The sequence below is a fragment of the Nocardia sp. NBC_01730 genome (genome assembly GCF_035920445.1).
In the GTDB taxonomy this organism is placed as follows: Bacteria; Actinomycetota; Actinomycetes; order Mycobacteriales; family Mycobacteriaceae; genus Nocardia.
This window is the reverse complement of sequence record NZ_CP109162.1, coordinates 3389326-3413836: the sequence shown is the minus strand read 5'-3', so window position 1 is coordinate 3413836 and position 24511 is coordinate 3389326. Positions and strand designations below refer to the sequence as shown.

The 24511-nt window shown below is 68.8% G+C and carries 19 protein-coding genes; 7 read left to right on the top strand and 12 right to left on the bottom strand.

Going from position 1 to position 24511, the window contains the following annotated elements; genetic code table 11:
- Window positions 1-86: 86 nt before the first annotated feature.
- The 4 genes from speD to OHB12_RS13285 form a co-directional block, all read right to left on the bottom strand.
- Entirely contained in the window at window positions 87-1289 is a 1203-nt protein-coding gene (gene speD / locus OHB12_RS13300; RefSeq protein ID WP_327119417.1) for an adenosylmethionine decarboxylase, read from the bottom strand.
- Window positions 1290-1297: 8 nt separating this feature from the next.
- Window positions 1298-2413, bottom strand: coding sequence for a type III PLP-dependent enzyme (locus OHB12_RS13295; RefSeq protein WP_327119415.1), 1116 nt, complete (start codon window positions 2411-2413; stop codon window positions 1298-1300).
- Between the two features lie 161 nt (window positions 2414-2574).
- Window positions 2575-5073, bottom strand: a complete 2499-nt coding sequence (locus OHB12_RS13290; RefSeq protein WP_327119413.1) for a DEAD/DEAH box helicase — start codon at window positions 5071-5073, stop codon at window positions 2575-2577.
- 71 nt (window positions 5074-5144) lie between these two features.
- Window positions 5145-6089, bottom strand: a complete 945-nt coding sequence (locus OHB12_RS13285) for a proteasome assembly chaperone family protein (RefSeq protein WP_327119411.1) — start codon at window positions 6087-6089, stop codon at window positions 5145-5147.
- A gap of 283 nt (window positions 6090-6372) precedes the next feature.
- Here OHB12_RS13285 and OHB12_RS13280 point away from each other — a divergent pair, with 283 nt between their 5' ends.
- Window positions 6373-7071 (top strand): sensor domain-containing protein, encoded by a 699-nt coding sequence (locus tag OHB12_RS13280; RefSeq protein WP_327119409.1) that lies wholly within the window; start codon window positions 6373-6375, stop codon window positions 7069-7071.
- A 167-nt stretch (window positions 7072-7238) separates the two neighbouring features.
- On the top strand, window positions 7239-8618 hold the full coding sequence (locus OHB12_RS13275) for a DUF4192 domain-containing protein (RefSeq protein WP_327119407.1): 1380 nt from the start codon (window positions 7239-7241) through the stop codon (window positions 8616-8618).
- 194 nt (window positions 8619-8812) lie between these two features.
- On the opposite strand, the gene galE is transcribed toward OHB12_RS13275, so the two are convergent.
- Together galE and OHB12_RS13265 are read right to left on the bottom strand one after the other, a co-directional pair.
- Window positions 8813-9793 (bottom strand): UDP-glucose 4-epimerase GalE, encoded by a 981-nt coding sequence (gene galE / locus OHB12_RS13270; protein ID WP_327119405.1) that lies wholly within the window; start codon window positions 9791-9793, stop codon window positions 8813-8815.
- A gap of 3 nt (window positions 9794-9796) precedes the next feature.
- Complete coding sequence (locus OHB12_RS13265) at window positions 9797-10483, bottom strand: metal-dependent transcriptional regulator (RefSeq protein WP_327119403.1); 687 nt, start codon at window positions 10481-10483, stop codon at window positions 9797-9799.
- 207 nt (window positions 10484-10690) lie between these two features.
- Between OHB12_RS13265 and OHB12_RS13260 the strand changes: the two genes are divergently transcribed.
- Window positions 10691-11962 (top strand): acetoin utilization protein AcuC, encoded by a 1272-nt coding sequence (locus tag OHB12_RS13260; protein WP_327119401.1) that lies wholly within the window; start codon window positions 10691-10693, stop codon window positions 11960-11962.
- The gene (locus tag OHB12_RS13255; RefSeq protein WP_327119399.1) at window positions 11955-14630 is read left to right on the top strand and encodes a bifunctional acetate--CoA ligase family protein/GNAT family N-acetyltransferase; all 2676 of its coding nucleotides are present in this window, start codon (window positions 11955-11957) and stop codon (window positions 14628-14630) included. Before OHB12_RS13260 ends, OHB12_RS13255 begins: the two co-directional genes overlap by 8 nt.
- Window positions 14631-14846: 216 nt before the next feature.
- On the opposite strand, the gene OHB12_RS13250 is transcribed toward OHB12_RS13255, so the two are convergent.
- The 3 genes from OHB12_RS13250 to OHB12_RS13240 all read right to left on the bottom strand — a co-directional run bounded on the left by OHB12_RS13250 (window position 14847) and on the right by OHB12_RS13240 (window position 18421).
- Complete coding sequence (locus OHB12_RS13250) at window positions 14847-15815, bottom strand: sigma-70 family RNA polymerase sigma factor (protein WP_327119397.1); 969 nt, start codon at window positions 15813-15815, stop codon at window positions 14847-14849.
- 197 nt (window positions 15816-16012) lie between these two features.
- Window positions 16013-17533 carry a DUF7782 domain-containing protein gene (locus tag OHB12_RS13245; protein WP_327119395.1) on the bottom strand — a complete coding sequence of 507 codons (1521 nt, stop codon included), beginning with the start codon at window positions 17531-17533 and terminating at the stop codon, window positions 16013-16015.
- Window positions 17534-17680: 147 nt separating this feature from the next.
- On the bottom strand, window positions 17681-18421 hold the full coding sequence (locus OHB12_RS13240) for a VOC family protein (RefSeq protein ID WP_327119393.1): 741 nt from the start codon (window positions 18419-18421) through the stop codon (window positions 17681-17683).
- Window positions 18422-18520: 99 nt separating this feature from the next.
- On the opposite strand from OHB12_RS13240, the gene OHB12_RS13235 reads away from it, so the two are divergent.
- Complete coding sequence (locus OHB12_RS13235) at window positions 18521-19867, top strand: MFS transporter (RefSeq protein ID WP_327119391.1); 1347 nt, start codon at window positions 18521-18523, stop codon at window positions 19865-19867.
- A 41-nt stretch (window positions 19868-19908) separates the two neighbouring features.
- Here the strand turns inward: OHB12_RS13235 and OHB12_RS13230 are convergent, their stop codons facing one another.
- Window positions 19909-20262 carry a DUF3099 domain-containing protein gene (locus tag OHB12_RS13230; RefSeq protein ID WP_327121072.1) on the bottom strand — a complete coding sequence of 118 codons (354 nt, stop codon included), beginning with the start codon at window positions 20260-20262 and terminating at the stop codon, window positions 19909-19911.
- Window positions 20263-20409: 147 nt separating this feature from the next.
- Between OHB12_RS13230 and OHB12_RS13225 the strand changes: the two genes are divergently transcribed.
- Window positions 20410-20646, top strand: a complete 237-nt coding sequence (locus OHB12_RS13225; protein ID WP_327119389.1) for a DUF3039 domain-containing protein — start codon at window positions 20410-20412, stop codon at window positions 20644-20646.
- A gap of 61 nt (window positions 20647-20707) precedes the next feature.
- Here OHB12_RS13225 and OHB12_RS13220 read toward each other — a convergent pair whose 3' ends face one another.
- Window positions 20708-21748: a YihY/virulence factor BrkB family protein gene (locus tag OHB12_RS13220; RefSeq protein WP_327121070.1), complete on the bottom strand. Its 1041-nt coding sequence runs from the start codon at window positions 21746-21748 to the stop codon at window positions 20708-20710.
- A gap of 293 nt (window positions 21749-22041) precedes the next feature.
- Between OHB12_RS13220 and OHB12_RS13215 the strand changes: the two genes are divergently transcribed.
- Window positions 22042-23793: a DEAD/DEAH box helicase gene (locus OHB12_RS13215; protein ID WP_442800088.1), complete on the top strand. Its 1752-nt coding sequence runs from the start codon at window positions 22042-22044 to the stop codon at window positions 23791-23793.
- A 23-nt stretch (window positions 23794-23816) separates the two neighbouring features.
- Here the strand turns inward: OHB12_RS13215 and OHB12_RS13210 are convergent, their stop codons facing one another.
- Entirely contained in the window at window positions 23817-24419 is a 603-nt protein-coding gene (locus OHB12_RS13210; protein WP_327119387.1) for a TetR/AcrR family transcriptional regulator, read from the bottom strand.
- Window positions 24420-24511: the final 92 nt, after the last annotated feature.

Sequence of the window (24511 nt, the reverse complement as noted above, 5' to 3'; positions counted from 1 at the left end):
CGCGGCGGCGGCGGCCGAACTTCGTCATTGCGGAAACGCCGAATGCACCGGTTCCGCGATCGGAGCCGGTGCATTCAGGCGTCTGCTCACACGCGCAACGCGTGCGGTTCGATCGCGCCGCGCACCAGGGCCTGCGCGTCGATGGTCTCCGCCTGGTACGGCAGCAGGGCGAGACGATCGGTCATCCCCTCGATCGGGTCGTCGACCTTGTCGACCAGGCCGAAGAGGAACGACCATTCGTGCTCGTCGCTGCCGTAGTGCACGACGGTGCCGAACTGCTCGTGGAAACGCTGCCAGGACCGTTTCAGGGTCTCGTTGCGCCACATGGTCGCGCACCCGGCTTGGGCGCTCAGCACACCGCCGGGTGCGAGCAGAGCACGACATCGGGACAGGAACTCCGCCTCGTACAGGCGGTTGTGCTGCGCGTCTTCGACGCGCTCGTCAGGCAGGTCGATCACGATGACGTCGTAGCGGGTGCCCGACTCGGCGGCGCCCGCGAGGAAATTCCAGCCGTCGGCGTAGTGCACCGTGATCGGTCCGTCGCCCTCGACCGCGGCGGCCAGGTCTGCGCTGGTGTAGCCGTAGGGCAGGTGCTCGGCGCACAGCTCGACCTCGAGCTGATCGATGTCGACGTGGTCGACGTGCCCGGCGCCCGCCGCCACCGACATCTGGCTGGCCACACCCTCGCCGGAACCGATGATGAGCACGTTATCCAGCTTCTCGGCCAGCACGAAGGCGGGAATCATCATCGCCTCGTGGTAGGTCAGCTGGGAGAACTCGGTGGATTGGCGGTCATCGTCGGAGAACAAGCTGATGCCCTGCTCGGTCCGCGCGATGACCATGTGCTGGAACGGGGTGTGGGTGTCGACGATCACCTCGTGCAGATCCCAGATCCGGGTCAGGCCCGCGCCCACCGGTTCCTCGATCCGCTGCCCGCCGTGACCCCTGCGGATGACCTGCATGCGAACATCCTTGGGGGACAATGTGTCCCGGAGCATTTCGACCGCCCTCGAGGCGCCGGCGCCGATGCTGCCGCAGGTGAAGACATCGACGAAGATGTCGCCGGACTCCGGATAGGTGTGAATCGAGGCGTGGGACTCCGACAACAGCGCGAGGACGGTCACCCCCTGCGGATCGAACTTTTTGTGTACGACATCGCAGATGGTGACGCCCGCCGCGATCAGAGACTTACGCAACGCCGATTCGAGTCGTTCGAGATCGTCGCAGAGATCCGCGTCGACACCACCGAACTCGGCTAGCACATGCCAACCGGTGAATTCCGCCGTCATGGGCAAACTCACTCTCGCTCAGCGCCCGAGACATGAACAGTCAAGGGCGGAAAACCATTGAAGGACACCGACGAATAGCTCGCGGTATAGGCGCCGGCGTCGAGGATTCGAACGCGATCACCGGCTCGCAACGTGGTCGGTAACAGGACTCGCGTGCGTTGATACAGTACATCGTCGCCGTCGCAGGTCGGACCGGCTACCACCGCCTCGTCGACGGGGTCGCCGTCCCGGTCCGTCGAAAACCGGTAGACGATGTACTCGTTCTCGGTCTCGGCCATTCCGTTGTACCGGCCGATGTCGAGATACACCCAGCGTCGTCCGTCCGGCGCGATGCGGACGCCGACGACCTCGGCGTGGATGGTGCCCGCCGAACCGACCAGCGCTCGACCTGGTTCGACGACCAATCCGGTGTTCCCGGAAAGGAATTCGGTCGCGGCGTGGTTCACCACCGCGGCGATCTCACCCAGCGCGGGTGCGTGCTCGGCGTAGGAGATCGGCAGTCCGCCGCCGATGTTCACCGACGTGACCGGAATATCCTTGTCCGCCAGTGCTTGCGAGATCCGGCCCGCCTGCTCGATGCCGATCCGCCACGCGTCGGGGTCCAGCTGCTGCGAGCCGACGTGGAAGTACGGACCCGCGACGACGAGCCCCAGATCCCTCGCCCGAACCAGCAACCGGAATGCCTCGCCGGGGGTGCAGCCGAACTTGGTGCCGAACGGCGTGCGGGACTCCGGAGCCGAGGCGAGGAAACGGCACTCCACCTCGGAGCCGGGGGCGTGCTCGACGATGCGCACAAGGTCGTCTTCGGTGTCGAAGGCGAAGCGGCGCACGCCCAGTGCGAATGCGCGGGCGATGTGGGTGGCCTTTTTGATCGGGTTGCCGTAGCAGAGCCGCTCCGGCGCCACCCCGAGCCTGAGGCACAGGTCGATCTCGCCGATGCTGGCGACGTCGAACTCCGCGCCCTCCACGTCGAGCAGGCGCACGATCTCAGGCACCGGACTTGCCTTGACCGCGAAGCGAATCCTCGTCGGTGCGCTCGTGCCCGCGGACAGGGCGGCATCGAGCGCGCGGTAGTTTTCGCGCACTCGCTCGGGGTGGATGACCAGGTACGGTGATTCGGGCATAGTTGATCTTTCGCTTCGGCAGCGGGGGAGAGAGTATCAGCGGCCCTTACCCAGAAACGAATCCGTCAAACCTTTGATTCGCCGCTCGGTCGCCGCGCTCCGTTCCAACGGCGTATCAAGGCCTCTGAACTGCGTGTCTGGGGAAACGGCGAGCGTGTGGGTCAGCCGGCCGACACGGTGACGTCGTCGAAGACGACCTCGCCCGCGGCATCAGACTCGGCGAGGTCCACTACCGCGTCGATCGACCAGCCATGGTCGCCCGCCGGGTCGTCGAGCACCTGCCGCACCCGCCAGAATCCCGGTCTTCGTTCCACCTGGAACAACTGGGGCCCTCGGGCATCGGGCCCGGTCCCGATCCGCTCGTATTCCGCGAAGTAGTCCGCGAGCGCGGCCGCCCAGTCGCGGCCTGGGCTCAGCTCGGCCAGCGCATCCCAGCGCCGCAGCGCGGCCAGCTCCACGCGGCGGAACACGGCGTTGCGGACCATGACGCGGAAGGCGCGCTCGTTCGCGGAAATCGGGCGTACTGTCTCCGCGCCGAACGCGATCTGATCGGCGTCGTTCTCCGCACCCGGGTTGGTCAGTTGCTCCCATTCGTCCAGGAGGCTCGAATCCACCTGGCGGACAAGCTCACCGAGCCACTCCCTGATGTCGTCGAGTTCCTCGGTGCGCGCCGACTCGGGCACCGTGCGCCGCAACGCGCGGTAGGCGTCGGCGAGGTAGCGCAGCACCACGCCCTCGGAGCGGGCCAGTTCGTAGAAGGAGATCAGCTCCGCGAAGGTCATGGCACGTTCGATCATGTCGCGCACCACCGACTTCGGTGCCGGCGCGAACTCCGACACCCACGGGTGTCCGGCCCGGTACGTCTCGTACGCAGGTTCGATCAGCTCCGCCAGCGGTTTGGGCCAGGTCACCTCTTCGAGAAGTTCCATCCGTTCGTCGTAGTCGATGCCCTCGGCCTTCATCTCGGCGATCGCCTCGCCGCGCGCCTTGTGCTGCTGGGCCATCAGCAACTGGCGCGGGTTCTCCAGCGTGGATTCGATGAGCGATACCACGTCGAGGGTATAACTCGCCGACGCTTTGTCCAGCAGGTCGAGCGCGGCCAGCGCGAACGGTGACAGCGGCTGGTCGAGGGCGAAGTCGCGTTGCAGGTCTACGGTCAGGCGTGCGCGGCGGCCGTGCGCGTCGGGTTCCGGCAGCTGCTGCACCACACCGGCATCGCGCAGCGCCCGGTAGAGGCGTATGGCGCGCAGGATGTGTCTGCGTTGGGCGGGGCGTGGTTCGTGGTTGTCCTCGAGCAGATGGCGCATGGTGTCGAAGCAGTTGCCCGGGCGGGCGATCACGTTCAGCAGCATGGCATTGGTCACGGCGAAACGCGACACCATCGGCTCCGGTTGGGCCACGACCAGGCGGTCGAAGGTCTCCTCGCTCCACGAGACGAAGCCCTCCGGCGGCTTGCGCCGCTGGACCTTGCGCTGCTTCTTCGGGTCGTCGCCCGCCTTGGCCAGCAGCCGGGTGTTCTCCACCTCGTGCTCCGGCGCCTGCACGACGACCGTGCCCATGGTGTCGTAGCCCGCCCGGCCCGCGCGGCCCGCGATCTGATGGAACTCACGGGCTTTCAGCCTGCGGGTGCGCACACCGTCGAACTTGGTCAGGCCGGTCAGCAGCACCGTACGAATGGGCACGTTGATGCCGACGCCGAGGGTGTCGGTGCCGCACACCACTTTCAACAGGCCCTCCTGGGCGAGCCGTTCCACCAGGCGGCGGTATTTCGGCAGCATTCCCGCGTGATGCACGCCGATGCCGTGCCGGATCAGCCGGGACAGCGTCTTGCCGAAGCCCGCGGCGAACCGGAAATCGCCCAGCGCCTCGGCGATCGCGTCCTTCTCCGCGCGGGTGGCGAAGTTGACGCTGGTCAGCGCTTGCGCGCGCTCCAAGGCGGCAGCCTGGGTGAAGTGCACCACGTACACCGGGGCCTGGTGTGTGGTGACCAGCTCCTCCAGGGTCTCGGTGATGGGGGTACGGGCGTAGGAGAAGTTCAGCGGGACAGGGCGTTCAGTGCCGGCGACGATCGCGGTGGAGCGGCCGGTGCGGCGCTCGAGGTCGGTGGCGAAGAAGTCCACCTCGCCCAGTGTCGCCGACATGAGCAGGAACTGGGCGTCGCACAGTTCCAGTAGCGGGACCTGCCAGGCCCAGCCCCGGTCGGGGTCGGCGTAGAAATGGAATTCGTCCATCACGACTTGGCCGACGTCGGCGCCCGCGCCCTCGCGCAGCGCCATATTCGCCAGGATTTCCGCGGTGGCGCAGATGATCGGCGCCTCCGGGTTCACCGCTGCGTCGCCGGTGACCATGCCGACGCGGTCCGCGCCGAATACCTCGCACAGGGCGAAGAATTTCTCGCTGACCAGCGCTTTGATCGGGGCGGTGTAGTAGGTGCGCTTGCCCTGGGTGAGCGCGAACAGGTGTGCGCCGACCGCGACGAGCGACTTTCCCGAACCGGTGGGGGTGGCGAGGATGACGTGGGATCCGGACGCCAGCTCCAGCAGCGCCTCGTCCTGCGCCGGGTACAGCGGGGTGCCCTGCGCGGCGGCCCACATCCCGAACGACTCGTACAGTGCGTCGGCGTCGGTGCCCGGGATGTCGAGCAGTTCGGTCAGATCCACTCCGACCACCCTACGGCCTTGCTACCGGACGCCGATGCAGGGGCGATCGGCATATCGGGACCGCGGTGTGGTCAGTCCTGCTCGCCCTTGTCCTCGCCGTGGTAGCCGCCCTGCTCGGCGAGGAACCGTTCGAACTCGGCGCCCAGCTCGTCACCGCTGGGTAGTTCGCCGTCACCGACCAGCAGACTCGACTGCCGTTCCTGCGCGGTGACGAAGCTGTCGTATTGACGCTCCAAGGCGTGCACGACAGTCTCCACCTCGGAGTTGCCCGCGATGTGTTCGTTGACCTGCTCGCGTACTCGCGCCGCGGCCTCACCGAGCGCGGCCAGCGGAATATCCAGGCCCGCGTTGTCGGCGACGTTCTCCAGCAGCGTCTGCGCGGCCTCCGGGTACGCGGTCTGCGCGAGGTAGTGCGGGACGTGCACCGAGAAGCCGATCGACTCGTGACCGTGCTGGGCCATGCGGAATTCCAGCAGCGACGACGCGCTGCCCGGCACCTGCAGTTCGCCTGGCCAGCGCTGATGCTCGGAGATCAGGTCGCGGTCGGAGGAGTGCGCGGTCACCCCGAGCGGGCGGGTATGCGGAATCGCCATGGGGATCGCGCTCAAGCCGATGCTGCGGCGCACGCCCAGCTGTTCGGCGAGCAGGCGCACCGCGGTGGTGAACTTCTCCCAGCGCAGATCGGGTTCCATACCCGCGAGCAGCAGGAACGGGGTGCCCGCGGTGTCGCGCAGCGCCCACAGGTTCAGCGTCGGCTCGGCGTAGTCGGAGAAGTGATCGGTCTTGAACGTCATGAGCGGGCGCCGCGATCGATAGTCCAGGAGCTCGTCGACATCGAACGAGGCGACCAGTTCGCTTTCGAGGCTCTCGCGCAGGTGCGTCGTGGCCAGCCGCACCGCGTGCCCGGCATCGGTGAATCCTTCCAGTCCATGCACCAGGACCGGACCCGAGCCGTCGACGGCCGACAGCTGCGGAGCGGGGAACTCCAGTTCGTACATTCGCGACTCGTAGTCCATCGCGTACTCCTTCCTGCGCGGTTCCTCCGGCCCGGGCGAGCGCCCTTGGCACAACAGGTGTGGTTGTCTGCTCGGTCGTTTACCACCACAGTGGTTCCAGACAAGCAGTCGTCCGAGACGGGAGACCACCGTCCATTGTCCCCTATGCCGGTGACAGCCACCGCGCACGGCCGGACGTCGGCCCATACGTCGTGGCAACAGCGTCGGAGCCCCGCGCATTCCCGGCCCGGCGGCGTGGCAGCGCGGGCGGCTACGGGGAGTTTGGCACAGTGGGTGTGTGACCGTGGCGGATTCGACGCGCACGCGGCTGGGCTGTGTGCTGCCCGTCGTGTGCGCGGTGCTGCTCGCCGGATGCGGGTCGACTGTGTCCGGGCACCCGGCCTCGTTGTCGCCGACCGCGGTGACCCGGCACGTGAGCGCCGAACTGCCGACGCTGCTGCCGGATCCGCTGCAATTCCCGGCGCCGTACGCGGCGGTCGTGTTGCCGTCGGAGGCTGCCGCCCAAGCCGCTGGTGATCTGGACGGGATGGGGCGCGGGGCGAGTGTGCAGCCGAGTGGTTGTGTGCCGCCGGAACAGAAGTTCGGGCCCGATCAGACGGCGATCGCGGTCGGCACGGACAACGACACGCGCGCCACCATGACCGTCGAATTGACCCGCACCGACGAGCCATTGGTGTCGCTGCGTGCCCGGCTGACGAAATGCGGATCGGTGCGGGTGAGCCGCGCCGGCGCGGCGAGCACCGTGACGACCGAGCTGGATCCGCCTCCGCAGGTCGACGCCGACGACGCACTGGCGCTGCGCAGGACGGTGGCGCCGGAGGTGGGCGGCGCGAGTCTGACCCAGTCCATGCGCACGCTCATCGGTCAGGTCGGGGACGTGCGAATCTCCGTGACGTACATGTCGTTTTCCGGCGGCAAGCCGGATACGGTGGCGGTGGACGAATTGTTCGCGGCGGTCGTGCGGAAGGTGCGGAAGGGGTAGCGCACTCCGGTCCGGCCCGGGCGCACGCTAGCAGGCGGCACCGACACGGACGCCGGTCGGGACGACCGTGAGCGTGAGCCATCCACAGCCGAGGCGACTTCCCCAACCCGTCCGAAATGCCTGGTCGTCGCCGACCGGGCGGTGGCATTGGAGCGCAGGCTCGACGCATGACCACTTCCGCGACCCCGTTTTCCGCTCCCGAACCGGCCGATGCCGAGCACGCGGGCCGGGACAATACTTACTGCTCGCGTCTTCGCAGCCGACGTGCTCTGCCCTGTCCTGCCCCCTCCGGCACCAGGACATGGACGGTGCGCGCCGAAGCCGGTGCGCACCCGGTGTCTTCGAGCAAGGCGGCATACACCGCGGGAGAAAGTGCGCGGCGTCCTGCTGAACGGGCACGGCGGGCCCGCTGTTCGGAGGATCCGCCGCCGTTCATTCATGACCCGGATCGCACTGTGCGGGTGGATGATCCGGGCGAGCTGATCGCTGCCGTGCCCGCGATGATGGGGTTCACCCCGGAGCGGTCGATGGTTGTGCTCGTCCTGCGGCGGGGGGACGCCCACGGCGCGCTGGTCGACGCGGTGGTGCGGTTCGATCTGGAACAGCCGGATGGGCGACGGACGCGGCCCGGGACATTGGCGGGGTGTGTGGCGCGAATCTGCGCGCACGACGAAGCGGCCGAGGTGCTCGCGGTCCTTGTCGACGATCGCGCCGAAGAACCGAGACCACAAGAGCGCGCCGACCGCCCCCGCTGTGCCGCAGGGCGATTCGACGCGCTTGTCGGTGCGCTCGGCAGGCGGTTGGCCGCGTGCGACATCTCACTCGGCAGTGTGTGGGCGGTGCGTGCGATCGCACCCGGGCAGCGCTGGTGGACGCTGTCGGGCCCGGACCGGCATGGGACGCTGCGGGATCCGGCCACTTCGGTGGTAGCCCTGACCCATGTGCTGGACGGCAGGCCGATTCGCGGCTCCCGATCCGAGCTTACCGATCTGGTCGCCGAGGATCCGGGGGCGCGTGCCGAGGTGGCGGCACAGCTGGATGGCGCACTGGCGCTCGCGCGGGAGCGTTACGCGCGCGCCGCCCGTCGCGGCGATCCCAACGGATACAGCAGGCAGGCGCTCGACTACGTGCTGTGGCAGGTCGCCAACATCGCTTCGGGCGCCGCGCTGATGGCGCCCGAGCTCGCGAAACTGGCTGCTGCTCTGCGGGATCGCGCAGTGCGGGACACCATGTTCGCCCTGTCCGTCGGCGACCACGCCGCCGCGGCCGAGGCACTGTGGGGCGCGCTGGCCCGCGCCCTGTCCGGCACGGATCGCGCCGAAGCCGCCGCCTTGCTCGGCTACAGCGCATACGTCCGGGGCGATGGTCCGCTCGCGGGTATCGCCCTGGATGCCGCGTTGGACGCGGACCCGGATCATCCGATGGCTGTCCTGCTGGATACCGCGCTGCGGCTGGGTATGCGTCCGGAACAAATGCGCAGGCTTGCCCGCAGCGGCTATCACACCGCCGCAGGTCTGGGTGTCGACCTCGGCACGCCTGCGCCATGAAAAATCTTGTGCGCGTGGGCAATACGACCGAGTCATCGGAGCATCACACTGCGGCCCCTGATCAGGCGTGGGGTCTGACCACTCTGGTGCGACCCGAAGGCTTCGGGTCGAGACCGTGGTGTCCGTCCCGGTGCGGCGGCGAGGTCACGCTGGCCCGATCCGGGAAACGGCAGGCGCGGGCGGAGACGACCGCCCTAGCTCGCGCTGTGGGCGCGCGCTCCGAGCAATTGGAGGAAAGCCCAGGCGTCGGTGACGATTTCGTCGAGGTCGTTGTGTTCAGGGCGCCAGCCGAGTTCGGCGATCGCGCGCTTGCTGGAGGCGATCAACGTGCCGGGGTCACCGGGGCGGCGCGGCGCGTCTTGCGCGGCGATCGGCAGGCCGGTGACGCGCTCGCAGGCCGAGATCACTTCGCGGACGGAGAACCCGGTACCGCTGCCGAGGTTGTAGATCCGGTGAGTGCCCGTTTCGGCGGTCGCCAGGGCCAGCAGATGGGCTTGCGCGAGGTCGCGGATGTGGATGTAGTCACGAACCGCGGTGCCGTCTGGGGTCGGCCAATCGATGCCGAACACCGAGATCTCCTTGCGGTGCCCGGCCGCGACCTGCAGCACCAGCGGGATGAGATGGGTTTCGACCACCCGGTTTTCGCCGAGACCGCCATAGGCGCCCGCGACATTGAAATACCGCAGGCTGGTCGCCGCCAGCCCGTGCGCGATCGCGTAGGAGGTAATGGCGTGGTCGATGGCCAGCTTCGACGCGCCATACGGGTTCGTCGGCCTGGTATGCGCGTCCTCGGTGATCGGCACCTGCTCCGGTTCGCCGTATACGGCGGCGGTAGAGGAGAACACCAGACGTGGCGTTCCCGCGTGCCGCATCGCTTCCAGCAGTTCGAACGTCTTCACCACATTGCCATGCCAGTACTTCTCCGGCTGCTGCACCGACTCTCCGACCAGCGACTGTGCCGCGAAATGCAGGACACCATCGAAAGTTTCGGCTGCCAGCAGCGCGGGCGCGGCCAGCGCCACGTCACCCTCGACGAACCGGGCGTCGGAGGGTACGCCGTCGGCGTTGCCGGTCGACAAGTCGTCGAGCACGACGACCTCGTGTCCGGCTTCGAGCAGAACCTGCGCGCAGACGCCGCCGACGTAGCCGGCACCACCCGTGACCAGAAGTTTCACGCGTCAGACCCGCTTCACCTGGACGGCATGGGCCATCTCGTCCGACAGCTCGAAACCGCCGTGACCTGGCACGGTGATGACCACCGAACCCGGTTTGGTCTCCACCGTCACTCGCGCGTCCGGCACCACGCCTGCCTCGCGCAGCTGGCCGATGACCTCGGGGTCGGTCTGGATGTGCTCGGCGAGCCTGCGCACCACCACGGCGTGCATCTGGCCGTGCGGCAGGTCCGACAGCCGAACCAGCGTCTCTTCGGCGCTTGTCGCAGGCACCACACCGAGTTCGTCCAGGCCGGGGATGGGGTTGCCGTAGGGAGAGGTGGTCGGATGGTTCAGCACCTCGACCAGACGCCGCTCCACCTCCTCGCTCATCACGTGCTCCCAGCGACAGGCCTCGGCATGCACGTTCTGCCAGTCGAGCCCGATGATGTCGACGAGCAGCCGCTCGGCCAGCCGGTGCTTGCGCATCACCGCGACCGCCATGCTGCGACCCTTCTCGGTCAACTCCAGGTGACGGTCTCCGGCAACCAGCAGCAAACCGTCGCGCTCCATCCGCGCTACGGTCTGGCTCACCGTCGGTCCACTCTGCTCGAGGCGCTCGGCGATCCGGGCGCGCAGAGGCACCACGCCCTCCTCCTCGAGGTCGTAGATGGTACGGAGATACATCTCCGTGGTGTCGACCAGATCCTTCACCTGTTACCCCTTCGTCGGCACGAATTCTACCCACGCACGACGGCACCGCCGTGTACCGGATCGTGTCGCTCAACGCTGTGCGACGTCGCAGCCGGCGCAGCGGAAACGCGGCCGGCGCACGGCGGGCACCCGCGATCGCACTTGCTTGTATTTGTACTGCATGGGAACGCTCAGCGGGGCCGCTTGCTTCCCGCTAGCGTTGCGAGTATGGCCACTGCACCGCGGAGCGAACCTCCGGCGCCGACCTCGTCCGGTGCGGAACGGGCCGGGACCGTCGTCTGGACCGATCGGTTTCTCGACTACACATGGACCGCGGAGCATCCGATGAAACCGGCGCGTCTGAAGTTCACCATGGCGCTGGCGGAAAGTCTCGGATTGCTCGACGGTGTCGAGCTGCTCGAGCCCAGCCCCGCCGGGCTCCCGGACCTGTTGCGCATCCACACACCCGACTACATCGAGGCGGTCGAGCACGCCGTACCCCCGGTCGGTTCGCCCGTCGCGCCGCCGTACGGTCTCGGCTCGCCGGACAATCCGGTGTTTCCGCACATGCACCAGGCGGCCTCCACGATTGTCGGCGGCACCCTGGCCGCGGCGCGTGAGATCGCCGAGGGCCGCGCCGAGCGGGCGGTGAGCATCGGCGGCGGCATGCACCACGCGATGCCCGATTCGGCCAGTGGATTCTGCGTGTACAACGACCCGGCGGTGGCGATTTCCTGGCTGCTGGACCATGGTTTCGACCGCATCGCCTACATCGATGTCGACGTACACCACGGCGACGGCGTGCAGCGGGTCTTCTACGGCGACCCCAGGGTGCTGACCATCTCATTGCACCAGCACCCAGCGACCTTGTGGCCCAACACCGGGTGGCCTGAGGAGATCGGCGCGGGCGCGGCGGAAGGCACCTCCATCAACCTGCCGCTGCTGCCAGGCACCAGGGATGCGCAGTGGCTGCGCGGGTTTCACGCCGTGGTGCCCGGCGCGGTCGAGGCGTTCCGGCCGCAGATCGTGGTCAGTCAGTGCGGCGTGGACACCCATCGAGAGGACCCCCTCGCCGATCTGGCGCTCACCGTCGACGGCCAGCGCGCTGCCTTCCGCGCCATGCGCGAACTGGCCGACCGGCATGCCGAAGGGCGCTGGCTCGCCGTCGGCGGCGGTGGATACGGCCTGGTCCGGGTGGTGCCACGGGCCTGGACGCACCTACTGGCCACCGCGTTGGGCCGCTCCATCGCCCCCACGACGCCGATACCGCCGGGCTGGATCGATCGGATCCGCGCCGAAGCGCCCCGGGCGGATCCGCCGCGCACCATGGGAGACGGCGGAGACGTCGCCTACCGCCCGTGGGATGGACCCGGCGGCACGGCGGAGACGGGGGACGCACAGTTCGACCGCGCCCAACGTGCTGTCGACATGGCCGTACTGGCCACCCGCCGAGCGACTTTCGGGTTGCTAGGTCTCGATCCGGAGGATCCCCGTGACTGACTCGCTCGATACGCCGGACGCCCCCGCCACGCCGCCTCCCCCGCAGCACTGGTTCGCCGACGTGCTGGCCTCCGACGGCGGCGTCGTGCGACTGCGCCCGATCACGCCCGACGATGGCGACCGGCTGCAGGAGTTCCACGGTGCGCTGTCCGACCGCACCCGGTATCTGCGGTACTTCGGCCCGTACCCGCGGATCTCGCCCAAGGACCTGTACCGGACCACACATGTCGACTATCACGACCGGGTCGGGCTGGTGCTGGAACTGGGCGAGGCGATTGTGGCGGTGGGCCGCTACGAGCTGCTGGACCGGGGTGGGCCGCGGGCCGCGGAGGTCGCGTTCGTCGTGGCCGACGGGCATCAGGGGCGCGGGCTCGGCTCGATCCTGCTGGAGCACTTGGCGGGCGCCGCCGCCGAGAACAAGATCGAGACCTTCGTCGCCGAGGTGCTCGCCGAGAACACCGTGATGGTGACAGTGTTCCGCGAGGCGGGCTACCAGGTCGAACGCAGCAGGGACGGGTCGGTGTTGCACCTGGAGTTCGCCATAGACCCCACTGAAGCGCTCCTGTCCGTGCGGGATTCCCGCGAACGGGCCTCGGAGGCGCGCAGCGTCGGCAATCTGCTTGCCCCGCAGTCGGTCGCGGTCATCGGCGCCACTCCGGCGCCGGGCCGGGTCGGCGGGGCGGTGCTGGCGAACCTGCTGTCGGGCGTGTTCCAGGGACCTGTGTTCCCGGTGAACCCCCATCGCAAGTCGGTGCGCGGGGTGCGCGCCTACGCGACGGTTCGTGAGATACCGGACGAGGTCGATCTCGCTGTGGTCGCGGTGCCACCCACAGCGATCGGATCGGTGCTCGACGACTGTATGGCCAAGGGCGTCAAAGGACTCGTTGTGCTGACCGAGGGCTTCGGTGAGACCGGCCGAGGTGGTGTTGCGGCCGAACGCGAGCTGGTCGCCGCCGCCCGCGGCCACGGCATGCGCGTGGTCGGACCGAGCGCGCTGGGTATCGCGAACACCGACCCGGCGGTGGCCATGAACGCGACCCTGGCTCCGGTACTGCCCGCACGCGGACGGATCGGATTCTTCTGTCAATCCGGTCCATTGGGGGCGGCCATCCTCGGTGAGGCCGCCGCGCGCAACCTGGGTCTGTCGACGTTCGTGTCGGCCGGCAACCGCGCCGACGTCTCCGGCAATGACTTGCTGCAGTACTGGGACAGCGATCCGGACACCGATGTGGTGCTGCTGTACCTGGAGAGCTTCGGCAATCCGCGCAAGTTCTCCCGGATCGCGCGCCGGGTGGCCCGGACCAAACCGATTGTCGCGGTGAGCAGCGGCCGCTTGGCCGCCCGCACCCAGGCGGCCGGGGACATGGACCGGTCCATCGTGCGAGACCTGTTCGCGCAGGCGGGCATCGTCCAGGTCGACTCGATCTCCGAACTCTTCGATTGTGCCGCCCTGCTCGGCTACCAACCGCTGCCCCGCGGTTCGCGGCTCGGGGTGGTTGGCAACAGCGCGGCGTTGAACTGGCTGGCCGTCGACGCGGCCCAGGGTGAGGGCCTCGAGGTCGGCGATCCGGTGAACTTGGGACCGCAGGCGACGCCCGGCGTCTATTTCGACGCCATGGTGACCGCCCTGCGTTCGGACGAGATCGATGCCGTGATCGTCGTGTTCGCGCCTCCGGTGCCATTGCCGACCGGCGGGTTCGCCGACGCCATCCGCGCCGCGGCGGCCGCCGTGCCCGAAGCCGCGAAACCACTTCTCACCACGTTTGTTGCCGAGCAAGGGATTCCGAACCTACTGGCGGTGCGCGGCGCGGGCGCCATCGCGGTGCGGGGCTCGATACCGTCTTATCCCGACCCGGAACGCGCCGCGCGGGCACTGGCCCGGGTCCGTCGTTACGCGGAATGGCGAACCAGGCCCATTTCTCCGGTGGTGCGGCCGCAAGGAATCGACACCGACCGTGCCCGCAAGCTGGTGGCGGGGTGGATGGCCGGATCGGGCGGTCGCTGGCTCACCGATCTGGAAGTCGTGGAACTGCTTGCCTGCTACGGCATCTCGGTTGTGGGGTTTCGCGAGGTGCGCAACGCCGATGAGGCGGTCGCGGCGGCAGAGGAACTCGGCTACCCGGTGGCGGCGAAGGCGACCGGCGAATTGTGGCGGCGCAGGCCGGATCTCACCGGCGTCCGGCTCGACCTGTGGCGTCCGGAAGCGGTTCGGCAGGGGTATGCCGATCTGGCCGAGTTGTGCGGCGACCCCGTGCTGCACATCCAGAAGATGGCCACCAAGGGCGTCGGTTGCACCCTGCGCGTGCAGGACGACCCGTCCTTCGGCTCGGTGATCGAGTTCGGCCTGTCCGGTCTGATCATCGAACTCCTCGGCGACCGTGCCTACCGGGCGCTTCCACTGACCGCCGACGAGGCCACGGCTCTGATCGACGCGCCGCGCGCCGCCCCGCTGCTGTCCGGCACACCGGCGAGTCCGCGTGTCGACAAGGCCGCGCTCGCCGCACTGGCCCAGCGCATCTCGGCCCTCTTCGACGACCTGCCGGAAATGCGGGAGCTCTCCTTCGACCCGGTGCTGGCGTCGCCGACTTCGGCCGAGATCCTCTACGCACGCGGGCGCATCGGCCCGGAACCGAGCCGCTTCGACACCGGTCCGCGCAGGCTGGGCTGAGGTCCGCGTAGCCGGTGTTGTGGAGCACCGGCCGGGGCGTGGCGCGGATGCGCCGTCGGCTCGGCAGGGTAGGGCGAACATCGCCGACCGGCTCGCGCTAGACCCCGGAAGGCCGGGAAAGCGCTGTGACCGGTCGGCGCGGAAAAGGGGACCCCTGCGGGCAGGTCACCGAGCCGGACTCCGGCAGGTCTCGGAGTAGCCGGTAGTGGAGATTGATCAGCTGGCGTAGGCGCGGAGCCGGTCGGCCCGCTCGCCTTTGCGCAGCTTCGACATGACTTCACGCTCGATCTGGCGCACCCGTTCGCGGGAGAGGCCGAAGAGCTTGCCGATCTGATCCAGGGTGCGCGGCTGGCCGTCGTCCAAGCCGAATCGCAGCCGGATGACCTGCTGTTCCCGCTCGTCCAAGGTAGCGAGGACACTGCGCACGTCGTGGTGCAGCAAACCCGCGATGACCGCGGACTCGGCCGAAGTGGCCTCGGAGTCCTCGATGAAATCGCCGAGGGGGGCCTCTTCGTCGTTGCCGACCGGCATGTCCAGGCTCACCGGGTCGCGGCTGTGGTCGAGCAGGTCGGAGATCTTGTCGACCGGGATGCCGGACTCGCTGGCCAGTTCATGGTCGGTGGCCTCGCGTCCCAGCTGCTGGTGCAGCTCCCGCTTGATCCGTGCCAGTTTGTTCACCTGCTCGACCAGGTGGACGGGCAGGCGGATGGTGCGGCTCTGGTCGGCCATACCGCGGGTGATGGCCTGACGGATCCACCAGGTGGCGTAGGTGGAGAACTTGAAGCCCTTGGCGTAGTCGAACTTCTCCATGGCGCGAATCAGGCCGAGGTTGCCCTCCTGGATGAGGTCGAGCAGCGGCATACCTCGGCCGGTGTAGCGCTTGGCCAGCGAGACAACGAGGCGAAGGTTGGCTTCCAGCAGATGCGAGCGGGCAGTCTGGCCTTCACGCACGACGAGGGCTAGATCGCGCTTGCGGGTGGCCGACAGCCGTCTGCCGGTCTCCAAGAGATGCTGCGCGTACAGGCCCGCCTCGATGCGCTTGGCCAGCTCGACCTCGTCGGCAGCCGTGAGCAGCGCGGTGCGGCCGATCCCGTTCAGGTACACGCGTACCAGGTCGGCGGCAGGGCTCTGGGCGTCGAGGTCCAAATCGCTGGCGCGCACTCGAGTGGTGGCGGGGCTTGTCATGACTTGCCTCCTGTCGGTGGTGTCTCACTCCGATCAACGGACCCGACAAAGAGAAAGTTCCCCGCTACTGCTTTCATAAACCGCTCTGAACTGCGGTTTTTGTCACTCTCTTCTGAGAAGTTCCTGAGAAGCACCCGGTGCGGGGACGATCCCTGCGCAGGACCTGCACCGATCGCCGCATAGTGATAGCCGTGTGGTTACACGGGCGCTATCAATCCGTGACGTACCAATCCGGCTACCACGGACAGCGCATCGGCCGCGAACTCGGCGCTCACCTGATCGGATCCGTCGGCGAGCGCCAGTAGCTCGATCAGCTCGTACAACGGGAGGCCGTCCGGGCGCATTCCCGCCAGCAAGGAGACAGTGGCCTCGTCTACCTCGTGTTGCCAGCGCGGGCCGTCGCCGCGGTGCACCCGCGCCACCTCGGGCGCCCAGCCGTCGGGGCCGGGCAGGTAGACGCGCTCCAGCGCAGTCGTCGGGTCGACCACGAAACGTGCGGACCAGGCGAGGCTTTCGTCGCCGGCGACGGCGCGCAGCCAGGCCGAGCGCTCGAAGTAGCGGACGGCTTCGTCGCCGAGCGGGTCGTCGAAGCCGTGCGTGAGGTCCTCGGCGAGCAGTTCGGTCGGTCCGTCGATGGCGCGCAGGTAGACGAAACCGAAGCCGATGCCCTCGACGTTCGCCGCGGCGAACGCGTTCAGCCATTCCTCGGCGCGGGCCTGCGCGGACGGGTCGCGCGGGTCGAGGCCCGCGTCGCGCAGCCAGGTGCCGACGTAGAGAGCGGGGTCCGCGACGTCGCGCTGCACCACCCAGGCGTCGACGCCGTGCGCGGGCAGCCAGGACGACACCCGCTCGCGCCAGTCGTCGCCGTCGACGTGTACCCATGCCGCCAGCATCGCGGCGGTGCCTCCTGGCGCGAGCAGGTCGGCGGCCTGCGCGATCACCAATTCGCTTGCTCCGTCGAGGGCGAGGCCGGAATCGCGATAGGTGTGCTCGATGCGGGCGGGACCGACCACGAACGGCGGATTGGCCACCACTTGGTCGAAGCGTCTGCCCCGGACCGGTTCGAACCAGGAGCCTTCGACCAGTTCGATGTCGAGCTTGTTGAGGACCGCGGTGGCTTCGGCCAGCCACAGTGCGCGGTCGCTGACGTCGGTGGCGGTGACCCGCTGGGCGTAGGAGGCGGCGTGCACGGCCTGCACTCCGCAGCCGGTGCCGAGGTCGAGCACCGTGCCGACCGGGCGCGTCGGCGTGGCGCGCAGCAGCGAGAGGGAGGCATGGCCGACGCCGAGCACGTGGTCCTCGGTCAGGGCGCGCCTGCGCATCGAGCCGTCGAGGTCGGACAGAATCCACCGGGTGCCCGCGCCTGCGTCCAGCGGGCGCAGATCCAGCGCCGCCCGGACGACGTCGCCGTCGCGGACGAGCAGGCCCGCGGCGACCGCTCGGCCGATGTCCACCGGCGCCAGCGCGGCGGCCACCTCCCGTTCAGGCAGGGCATCGCCGAGCAGCAGCAGACGGATGAGGGCGCCCAGTTCGCCGGCATAGCGTGCCGCGCGGCGCACCGGAACCGGCTCCGAGCGACCCAGTGCCGCGTGCGCGTCCGCGCCGAGCACCTCGAGCAGGGTATCGGCGTCGTAACCGACCCTGGTCAGGGCGGTGCGCAGGTCTGGGCAGAGCGCGGTGAGCAGCGATCCGGTGGTGGTCGATCGGTTCGTAGGCACATCAGTACTCTGCCAGCGCAACCATCCAGCACCGACCAGGCGTGTGCCCGGTCACCGCCCGGCACGCCAGGCGCTGCCCGAGGGTCTGGGTGCCGCGTGTTCCAGGCGCGACCAGTGCCGTGCCGGTACGTGATTCGTGAGCGGGTTTCAGACACCGTTCGGGTCGCGGGCGGTGACGCAGTACGGTGCGTCGCCTGGATCGGTCAACACGATCCGGTGTTCGTGGCGGTGCACCACGGTCGCGCCGAGCGACTCATGCCAGGCAGCGGTGGCGTCGATGTCACCGGCGGACAGGTCGACGTGTGCGCTGGTCGGGCGGTCCTCGCCGAGGCGCTGGAGCAGCAGCTGCACCGGCAGCTGCTGCGCGGGGCGCAGCCGGGCGAAGTCCGGAAGTCCGCCCTCACGGAACTCCCAGCCTGTCAATGACTTCCAGAACCGGGTCTCGGCGTCGTAGTCGGCGGGTCCGATGTCCAAGCACACCTGGTCCAGGCGCGAGAGCGTGCCGTCGGGCGCGTGCACGGCGGGGGCGGGCCTGCCCTTGACGCGGCCGCTGGGGGTGAAGCAGAACGTCTGGCCGCCGGGGGAGCGCAGCACGGCGTAGTCCGGGTGGTTCGCGACCAGCTCGGCGCCCAGCTCGAGTGCGCCGCGGGCGGCGGACGCGATGTCGTCGACGTCCAGGTCGAGGTGCACGCCGCCGAGGCCGGTCACCGCCTGCATCTTGATGCCCGCCGCGGCGAACAACGCGGGATCGGGCAGGAGGGTGAGGAACTCGTCGTTCTCGCCACGGCGAGGGGAGAGCTGGGTGTCGGTGACCGTGGACCAGAACTTCGCGCAGTTGTCGAAGCGCTGTGCCGGGCGGTCCAGGAAAGCCCAGATCCACCGAATCATGTTCACTCCTGTCTTGTTGCCCCGCCACACCCTAGGTACACCTCCCTGTGTTCTCGAGAAGAGCTGCGGTGTGCCGCGTTGGCACGAATTTGGTGTTTCATGGCGTTCTGGCCACTCGCTGCGGAGGCGAACTTCCGGCACGCTCAGCGGGTGACCGAACTGCAGACGCCGCTGACCCCGGTTCCCGTCGACACCGCGCGCCGGCCGCGCCTGCACCCCGCATGGCTGGTCGCATCGGTCGGTTTTGTCGCGCTACTCGGCGCCGCCGCCTTTCGGTCGGTGCCGAGCGTGCTCATGGACCCGCTGCACGAGGAGTTCGGCTGGTCGCACGGCACCATCGGCGCGGCCGTCTCGCTGAATCTCCTGCTGTACGGTCTGATCTCGCCATTCGCGGCGGCGCTGATGGACCGGTTCGGCATCCGCAGAGTGGTGACTTGCGCGCTGGTGCTGGTCGCCGTGGGCAGCGGGCTGACAGTGTTCATGTCCCAGCCCTGGCAGCTGATCCTGACCTGGGGCCTGCTGGTCGGCGTCGGGGTCGGGTCGATGTCGATGCCGTTCGTCGCGACCATCACCGGCCGCTGGTTCGTGCGGCAGCGCGGTCTGGTCACCGGCGTGCTCACCGCGGCGGGCGCGACCGGGCAGCTGATCTTCCTGCCGCTGGTATCGGCGCTGGCGCACGCGCACGGCTGGCGGTTGCCATCGCTGATCGTGGCGGGTGCCGCGCTGGCCGTGGCGCCGCTGGTGCTGCTGTTCATCCGGGACTACCCGAGCGATGTCGGCGCGACCGCTTACGGCGCCGAGCCGGGCAGCTCGGTCGGAGTGCGTGTGCGAGCGGCCGGTGGCGCGTCCCGCGCGCTGACCGTGCTCGGCAGGATCGCGCGCAGGCCCGGATTCTGGCTGCTTGCGGGGGGATTCGCGGTCTGCGGCGCGTCGACCAACGGCCTGGTCGGCACCCATTTCGTCAGCGCGGCGCACGACCACGGCATGCCGCCGACCACCGCGGCGAGCCTGCTCGCGGTCGTCGGTATCTTCGACGTCGCGGGAACCATCGCTTCGGGCTGGCTGACCGACCGTGTCGACCCGCGCTACCTGCTGATCGGCTACTACACGCTGCGCGGCTTGTCGCTGCTGATCCTGCCCGCGCTGCTCGGTCCGGACACGCAGCCGAGCCTGTGGGTGTTCATCATCTTCTTCGGCTTGGACTGGGTCGCCACGGTGCCACCGACGGTCACGCTGTGCCGGGAACTGTTCGGCAACGATGGCCCCGTCGCGTTCGGCTGGGTCTTCGCCTCCCATCAGATCGGCTCGGCCGTGGCGGCCACCGGCGCGGGCGTCATCCGTGACATGCAAGGCACCTACAACCTGGCCTGGTACCTCGCGGGCGCGCTCTGTGGTGCCGCCGCGGTGCTGTCGGCTGTCATCCGTCGCGCTCCGCAACTGTCCTGACTCCGGAATCTCCTCGGCGCCGTGGATTCGCCGCGCCGAACTCAGCTGTCGATGGCGTTGTGCGGGCGGGACTCGATGGCGGTGCGCGGCCGGTCCCAGCGGCTGGGCTCGTCCTTGCGCCGCGGCGGGCGGTCGTTGGCGATGAGAACCGCGATCCACGGCAGGGGGATGGAGGCGGCGATGATCAGGATGGACAGCAGGGGGTTGGCGAAGGTGCTGTAGGCGACCGCGGCCAGGACCAGGCAGGGGATGCGGAACGCCATAATGATGGTGTACCGGCGGACGCGGGCGCGGTGCTGGTCCTCCAGCGACGGCGCGGCCTCGGTGATCAGCACCGGGTGTTTGTCGTCACTTCCTGGGAAGTATCCGGCGGAACGGCGGGGCTGCGTCGGCATCGTCACGTCAGGGTGCTCTTCGCGGTCGCGGCCGTCGGCGGAGGGGGAATCGCCGTTCTGCTGCATACACCGAGTCTTCCACTAGCGGTCCGTCCACGCACACACCATGGTCAGCCTCTGATCCCGTGATGCGGCATCATGGAATGCGTGAGCACCGACACCATGGTTCGCCCGGATACGACGACCGACGAGACGACGGGCGACGACATCCCGAAGTTCTTCCACTATGTCAAAAAGGACAGGATCGCCGAGAGCGCCGTCATGGGCACTCACGTGGTCGCGCTGTGCGGAGAGGTCTTTCCGGTGACCCGTTCGGCCAAGCCCGGCTCGCCGGTATGCCCGGAGTGCAAGAAGGTCTTCGACGGCCTTCGCAAGGGCGACTGAGCGCTTTCGCCCCCACGCGGCATCGACGGCCGCGGCAATGGCACGCGCAACGGTGGCGCTGTCACGAATTATCGGACGAGGATCGTGCCGCCCCGCCGGTCGAGGGCGGCACGGTGCCGCTCTGGTCAGGCGTGGTCCGGGCCCGCGGAGATTCGTCCTCGGTCGGAGCTTCGGCGTCCGCACCGCTGTCGCCGCGCACCTGATTGGCGATCCACTCCTTCACCTGCTCCATACGCGTCGCGCCGGCGGGCCAGAATTCCTGCACTGCGGCGTTGAACTCGGCGCCGAGGATCACCGCGAAGCCGAGGAAGTACGTGAACAGCAGAAACGCGATCGGGGTCGCCAGTGCGCCGTAGGTGACGCCGGTCCTGGTGACCCACGCCAGGTAGCGTCGCAGCACCTCGCTGGCCGTCATGAAGAACACCCCCGCCACCAGAGCCCCGCCGAAGAGCCGGTGCCAGGGCAGCGATGTGTGCAGCGCCAGCTTGTACAGGGTGGTGAGCCCGATGATCAGGAGCAGGCCGACACCCGGGTAATAGAAGAAATCCAGCAGCTGTAATCCGGTCGCCCGCCAGGCCGAGGGCAGCACCCGGCCGATCAGCGTCGGCCCCAGCGCCACCAGCGGCAGGATGAACACCGCCGCCACCAGGAACAACACATACAGCAGCAGCGCGAAGATGCGCTGCCACACCGGATGCCGCGCGTCCTGCTGGTCGTGCGCCTCGACGATCGCGTCGACGAACGTGGCCATCGCCGACGATCCGGCCCACAGCGACAGCACGAATCCGACCGACACCACCGCGCCCCGCCCGCGTCCGAGCACGTCTTGCACCGTCGGCTGGATCAGATCCGACACCACGGTCGCGCTGAACAGGTCGCGGCTGAAAATGATGATCTTGGACTCGACGATCTCCACCGTGTCCGGGCCGAACCATCCCCCGACGTACCCGAGGCTGCCGAGCACCCCGAGCAACAGCGGCGCGAGCGAGAGCGTCTGCCAGAACGCCGCCGCGGCCGACTTGGCGAAGATCGAATCCTCCCATGCCTTCTGCGCCACCCGCACGACCAGCGCGACCATCTGCCTGCCCGCGTGCGCCGCCATCGTGCCCGCCCGGTCGGCCCAGGCCCGGGTGCGCACCGCGACGGCGCGCGAGCGTGCGCCGGTCCGCGGCGGATCGCCGGTGAGGGTGGTGTCGTCGGTCATCGTGCCTACAGCATCGCGCACTTCGCGTGTTCGCATCGGTTTGTCGGTGCGACGTGTCGGTGGGCATCGGGTGAACCTCCAGCGTCTTGGCAGGTGACGTGTGATGCCGATCGCGCACACCGCGTCGGTTTGGCGACACGCCGTGCCGGGCGGCTAGGGTCGTCTGCGTGACTGGGTCGGGTGGCGCCGCTGTGGCGGGAGAAGCGGAGACGCCGAGCGATTCGGGAGCAGTGAGCACCGCCGTCGGCGGTGCGCTACGCGCCTGGCAGCGACGTGCGCTGACGAAATATTTGGCCACCGCTCCGCGGGACTTTCTCGCGGTGGCCACCCCGGGCGCGGGAAAGACCACGTTCGCGCTGCGCATTGCCGCGGAATTGCTGTCCGACCGCACCGTGGACCAGGTCACAGTAGTCGCGCCGACCGAGCACCTCAAGCACCAGTGGGCGCAGTCCGCGGCTCGCGTCGGGATCGCGCTGGACTCGCGGTTCTCCAACTCCACCGGAGGCACCTCGGGGGATTATCACGGCGTCGTGGTCACCTACGCGCAGGTCGCCGCGCATCCCTTCCGGCATCGGGTGCGCACCGAAAACCGCAGGACCCTGGTCGTTCTGGACGAGATCCACCACGCAGGCGATGCGAAGACCTGGGGTGACGCGACGGCCGAGGCGTTCGGAGACGCGACCCGCCGCATTGCGCTGACCGGAACCCCGTTCCGCAGCGACGACAGCCAGATCCCGTTCGTCGTCTACGAACCCGACGAGTCCGGCTTCCCGAAGTCCCGCGCCGACCACACCTACGGCTACGCCGAGGCCCTTGCCGACGGCGTCGTGCGCCCGGTGGTTTTCCTCGCCTACTCCGGCGAGGCGCACTGGCGCGACAGCGCGGGCGAGGAGTACTCCGCCCGTCTCGGTGAACCACTGAACGCCGAGCAGACCGCCCGAGCTTGGCGCACCGCGCTGGACCCGGCGGGCGACTGGATCTCCGCGGTGCTGCGCGCCGCCGATATCCGGCTGCGCCAGAAGCGCGCCTCCGGCATGCCCGACGCGGGCGGGCTGGTGATCGCCACCGACCAGGAACGCGCCCGCGACTACGCCGAACTGCTGGAACATATCTCGGGCGAGAAGCCGGCGCTTGTGTTGTCCGACGACCCGGCCTCCTCGAACCGGATCGCGGAGTTCGGCACTAACACCCAGCCGTGGATGGTCGCGGTACGCATGGTGTCGGAGGGTGTCGACGTGCCGCGCCTGGCGGTCGGCGTGTACGCGACCAGCGCCGCCACCCCGCTGTACTTCGCGCAGGCGATCGGCCGCTTCGTGCGCGCCCGCAAGCCGGGCGAAACCGCGAGCGTGTTTCTGCCTTCGGTGCCGGTGCTGCTGGATCTGGCCGCTCAGCTGGAGTTGCAGCGCGACCATGTCATCGGTAAGCCGCACCGGGAGAAGAACGGCCTCGACGATGAGCTGCTGGTCGACGCCAACAAGCAGAAGGACGAGCCGGGCGAGGACGAGAAACCCTTCGTCGCGCTGGCGGCCGATGCCGAACTCGATCAGGTGATCTACGACGGATCGTCATTCGGTACCGCCACCTTCGCGGGCAGTGACGAGGAGGCGGACTACCTGGGAATTCCCGGGTTGCTCGACGTCGAGCAGATGCGCGCGCTGCTGCGCGACCGGCAGGCCCGTCAGGTCGCCGACCGCGGCGGGGCCGCGGCCGTCCCGGACCCGGGCCCGCAGGTGGCCAGCGCCGCCGAACGCGTTGCCACTGCCGACCGGCTCGGCGAACTGCGCCGCGAACTCAACAGTCTGGTGGCCATGCACCACCACCGCACCGGCAAGCCGCACGGCGTGATCCACGGCGAACTACGCCGCGAATGCGGTGGTCCGCCCACCGCGCTGGCCTCCGCCCAACAACTGGGCGAGCGCATCGCCGCCCTGCGTCGAAAGTAGACGCCGCCCGCGCGAGTGTCGCGTCAGGTCATCGGGACAGGCCAGGCGGCCATGGCACAGTCGATGGAAGCGGTGAGGTCCGCCAGGGAGGCTCCGTCGCGGGCCTGGATGGACAGGCCGTAGAGGACCGTGGTGTAGAAGCTCGACAAGGCGGAGGTGTTCGTCCCCGCGGGCAGATCACCCTCGACGACACCGCGGTCGAGGCGCATGCGGATGCCTTCGGTTGTCTCGCGGCGCTTTTCGGTCAGGAAGTCGCGGATGCTCGCGCTGCGGGTGGTGTAGGTGGAGCCCGCGAGCACCACCATGCAGCCGTGCGGCTTGTTCTCCTCAGTGTAGGCGGCGGCGTTGTCCCGCAGCATCGCCTCGATGCCGGCCCGTGCGGTCGGCTCGTCCTGTAGCGCACGGTTGGTGTAGCCGCCGTCGGTCCGCCCGTACAAGCCGACGGCCTCGCGGAACAGCGCCTCCTTGCCGCCGAACGCGGCATACAGACTGGGGGAGTTGATGCCCATCGCGGCGGTGAGGTCGCTCATCGAGGAGCCCTCGTAGCCGTGCTCCCAGAACACCTCCATGGCACGGCGCAACGCGTCCGCGCGATCGAATGCGCGCGGTCGTCCCCGGTCGGCCATAACGGAATCCTTTCTGTGTCGATCGTTAAATATACCCATTGACACCGGTGCCTCCGATGCGGTTGGCTATTTATGTACTGATCGACACAGAA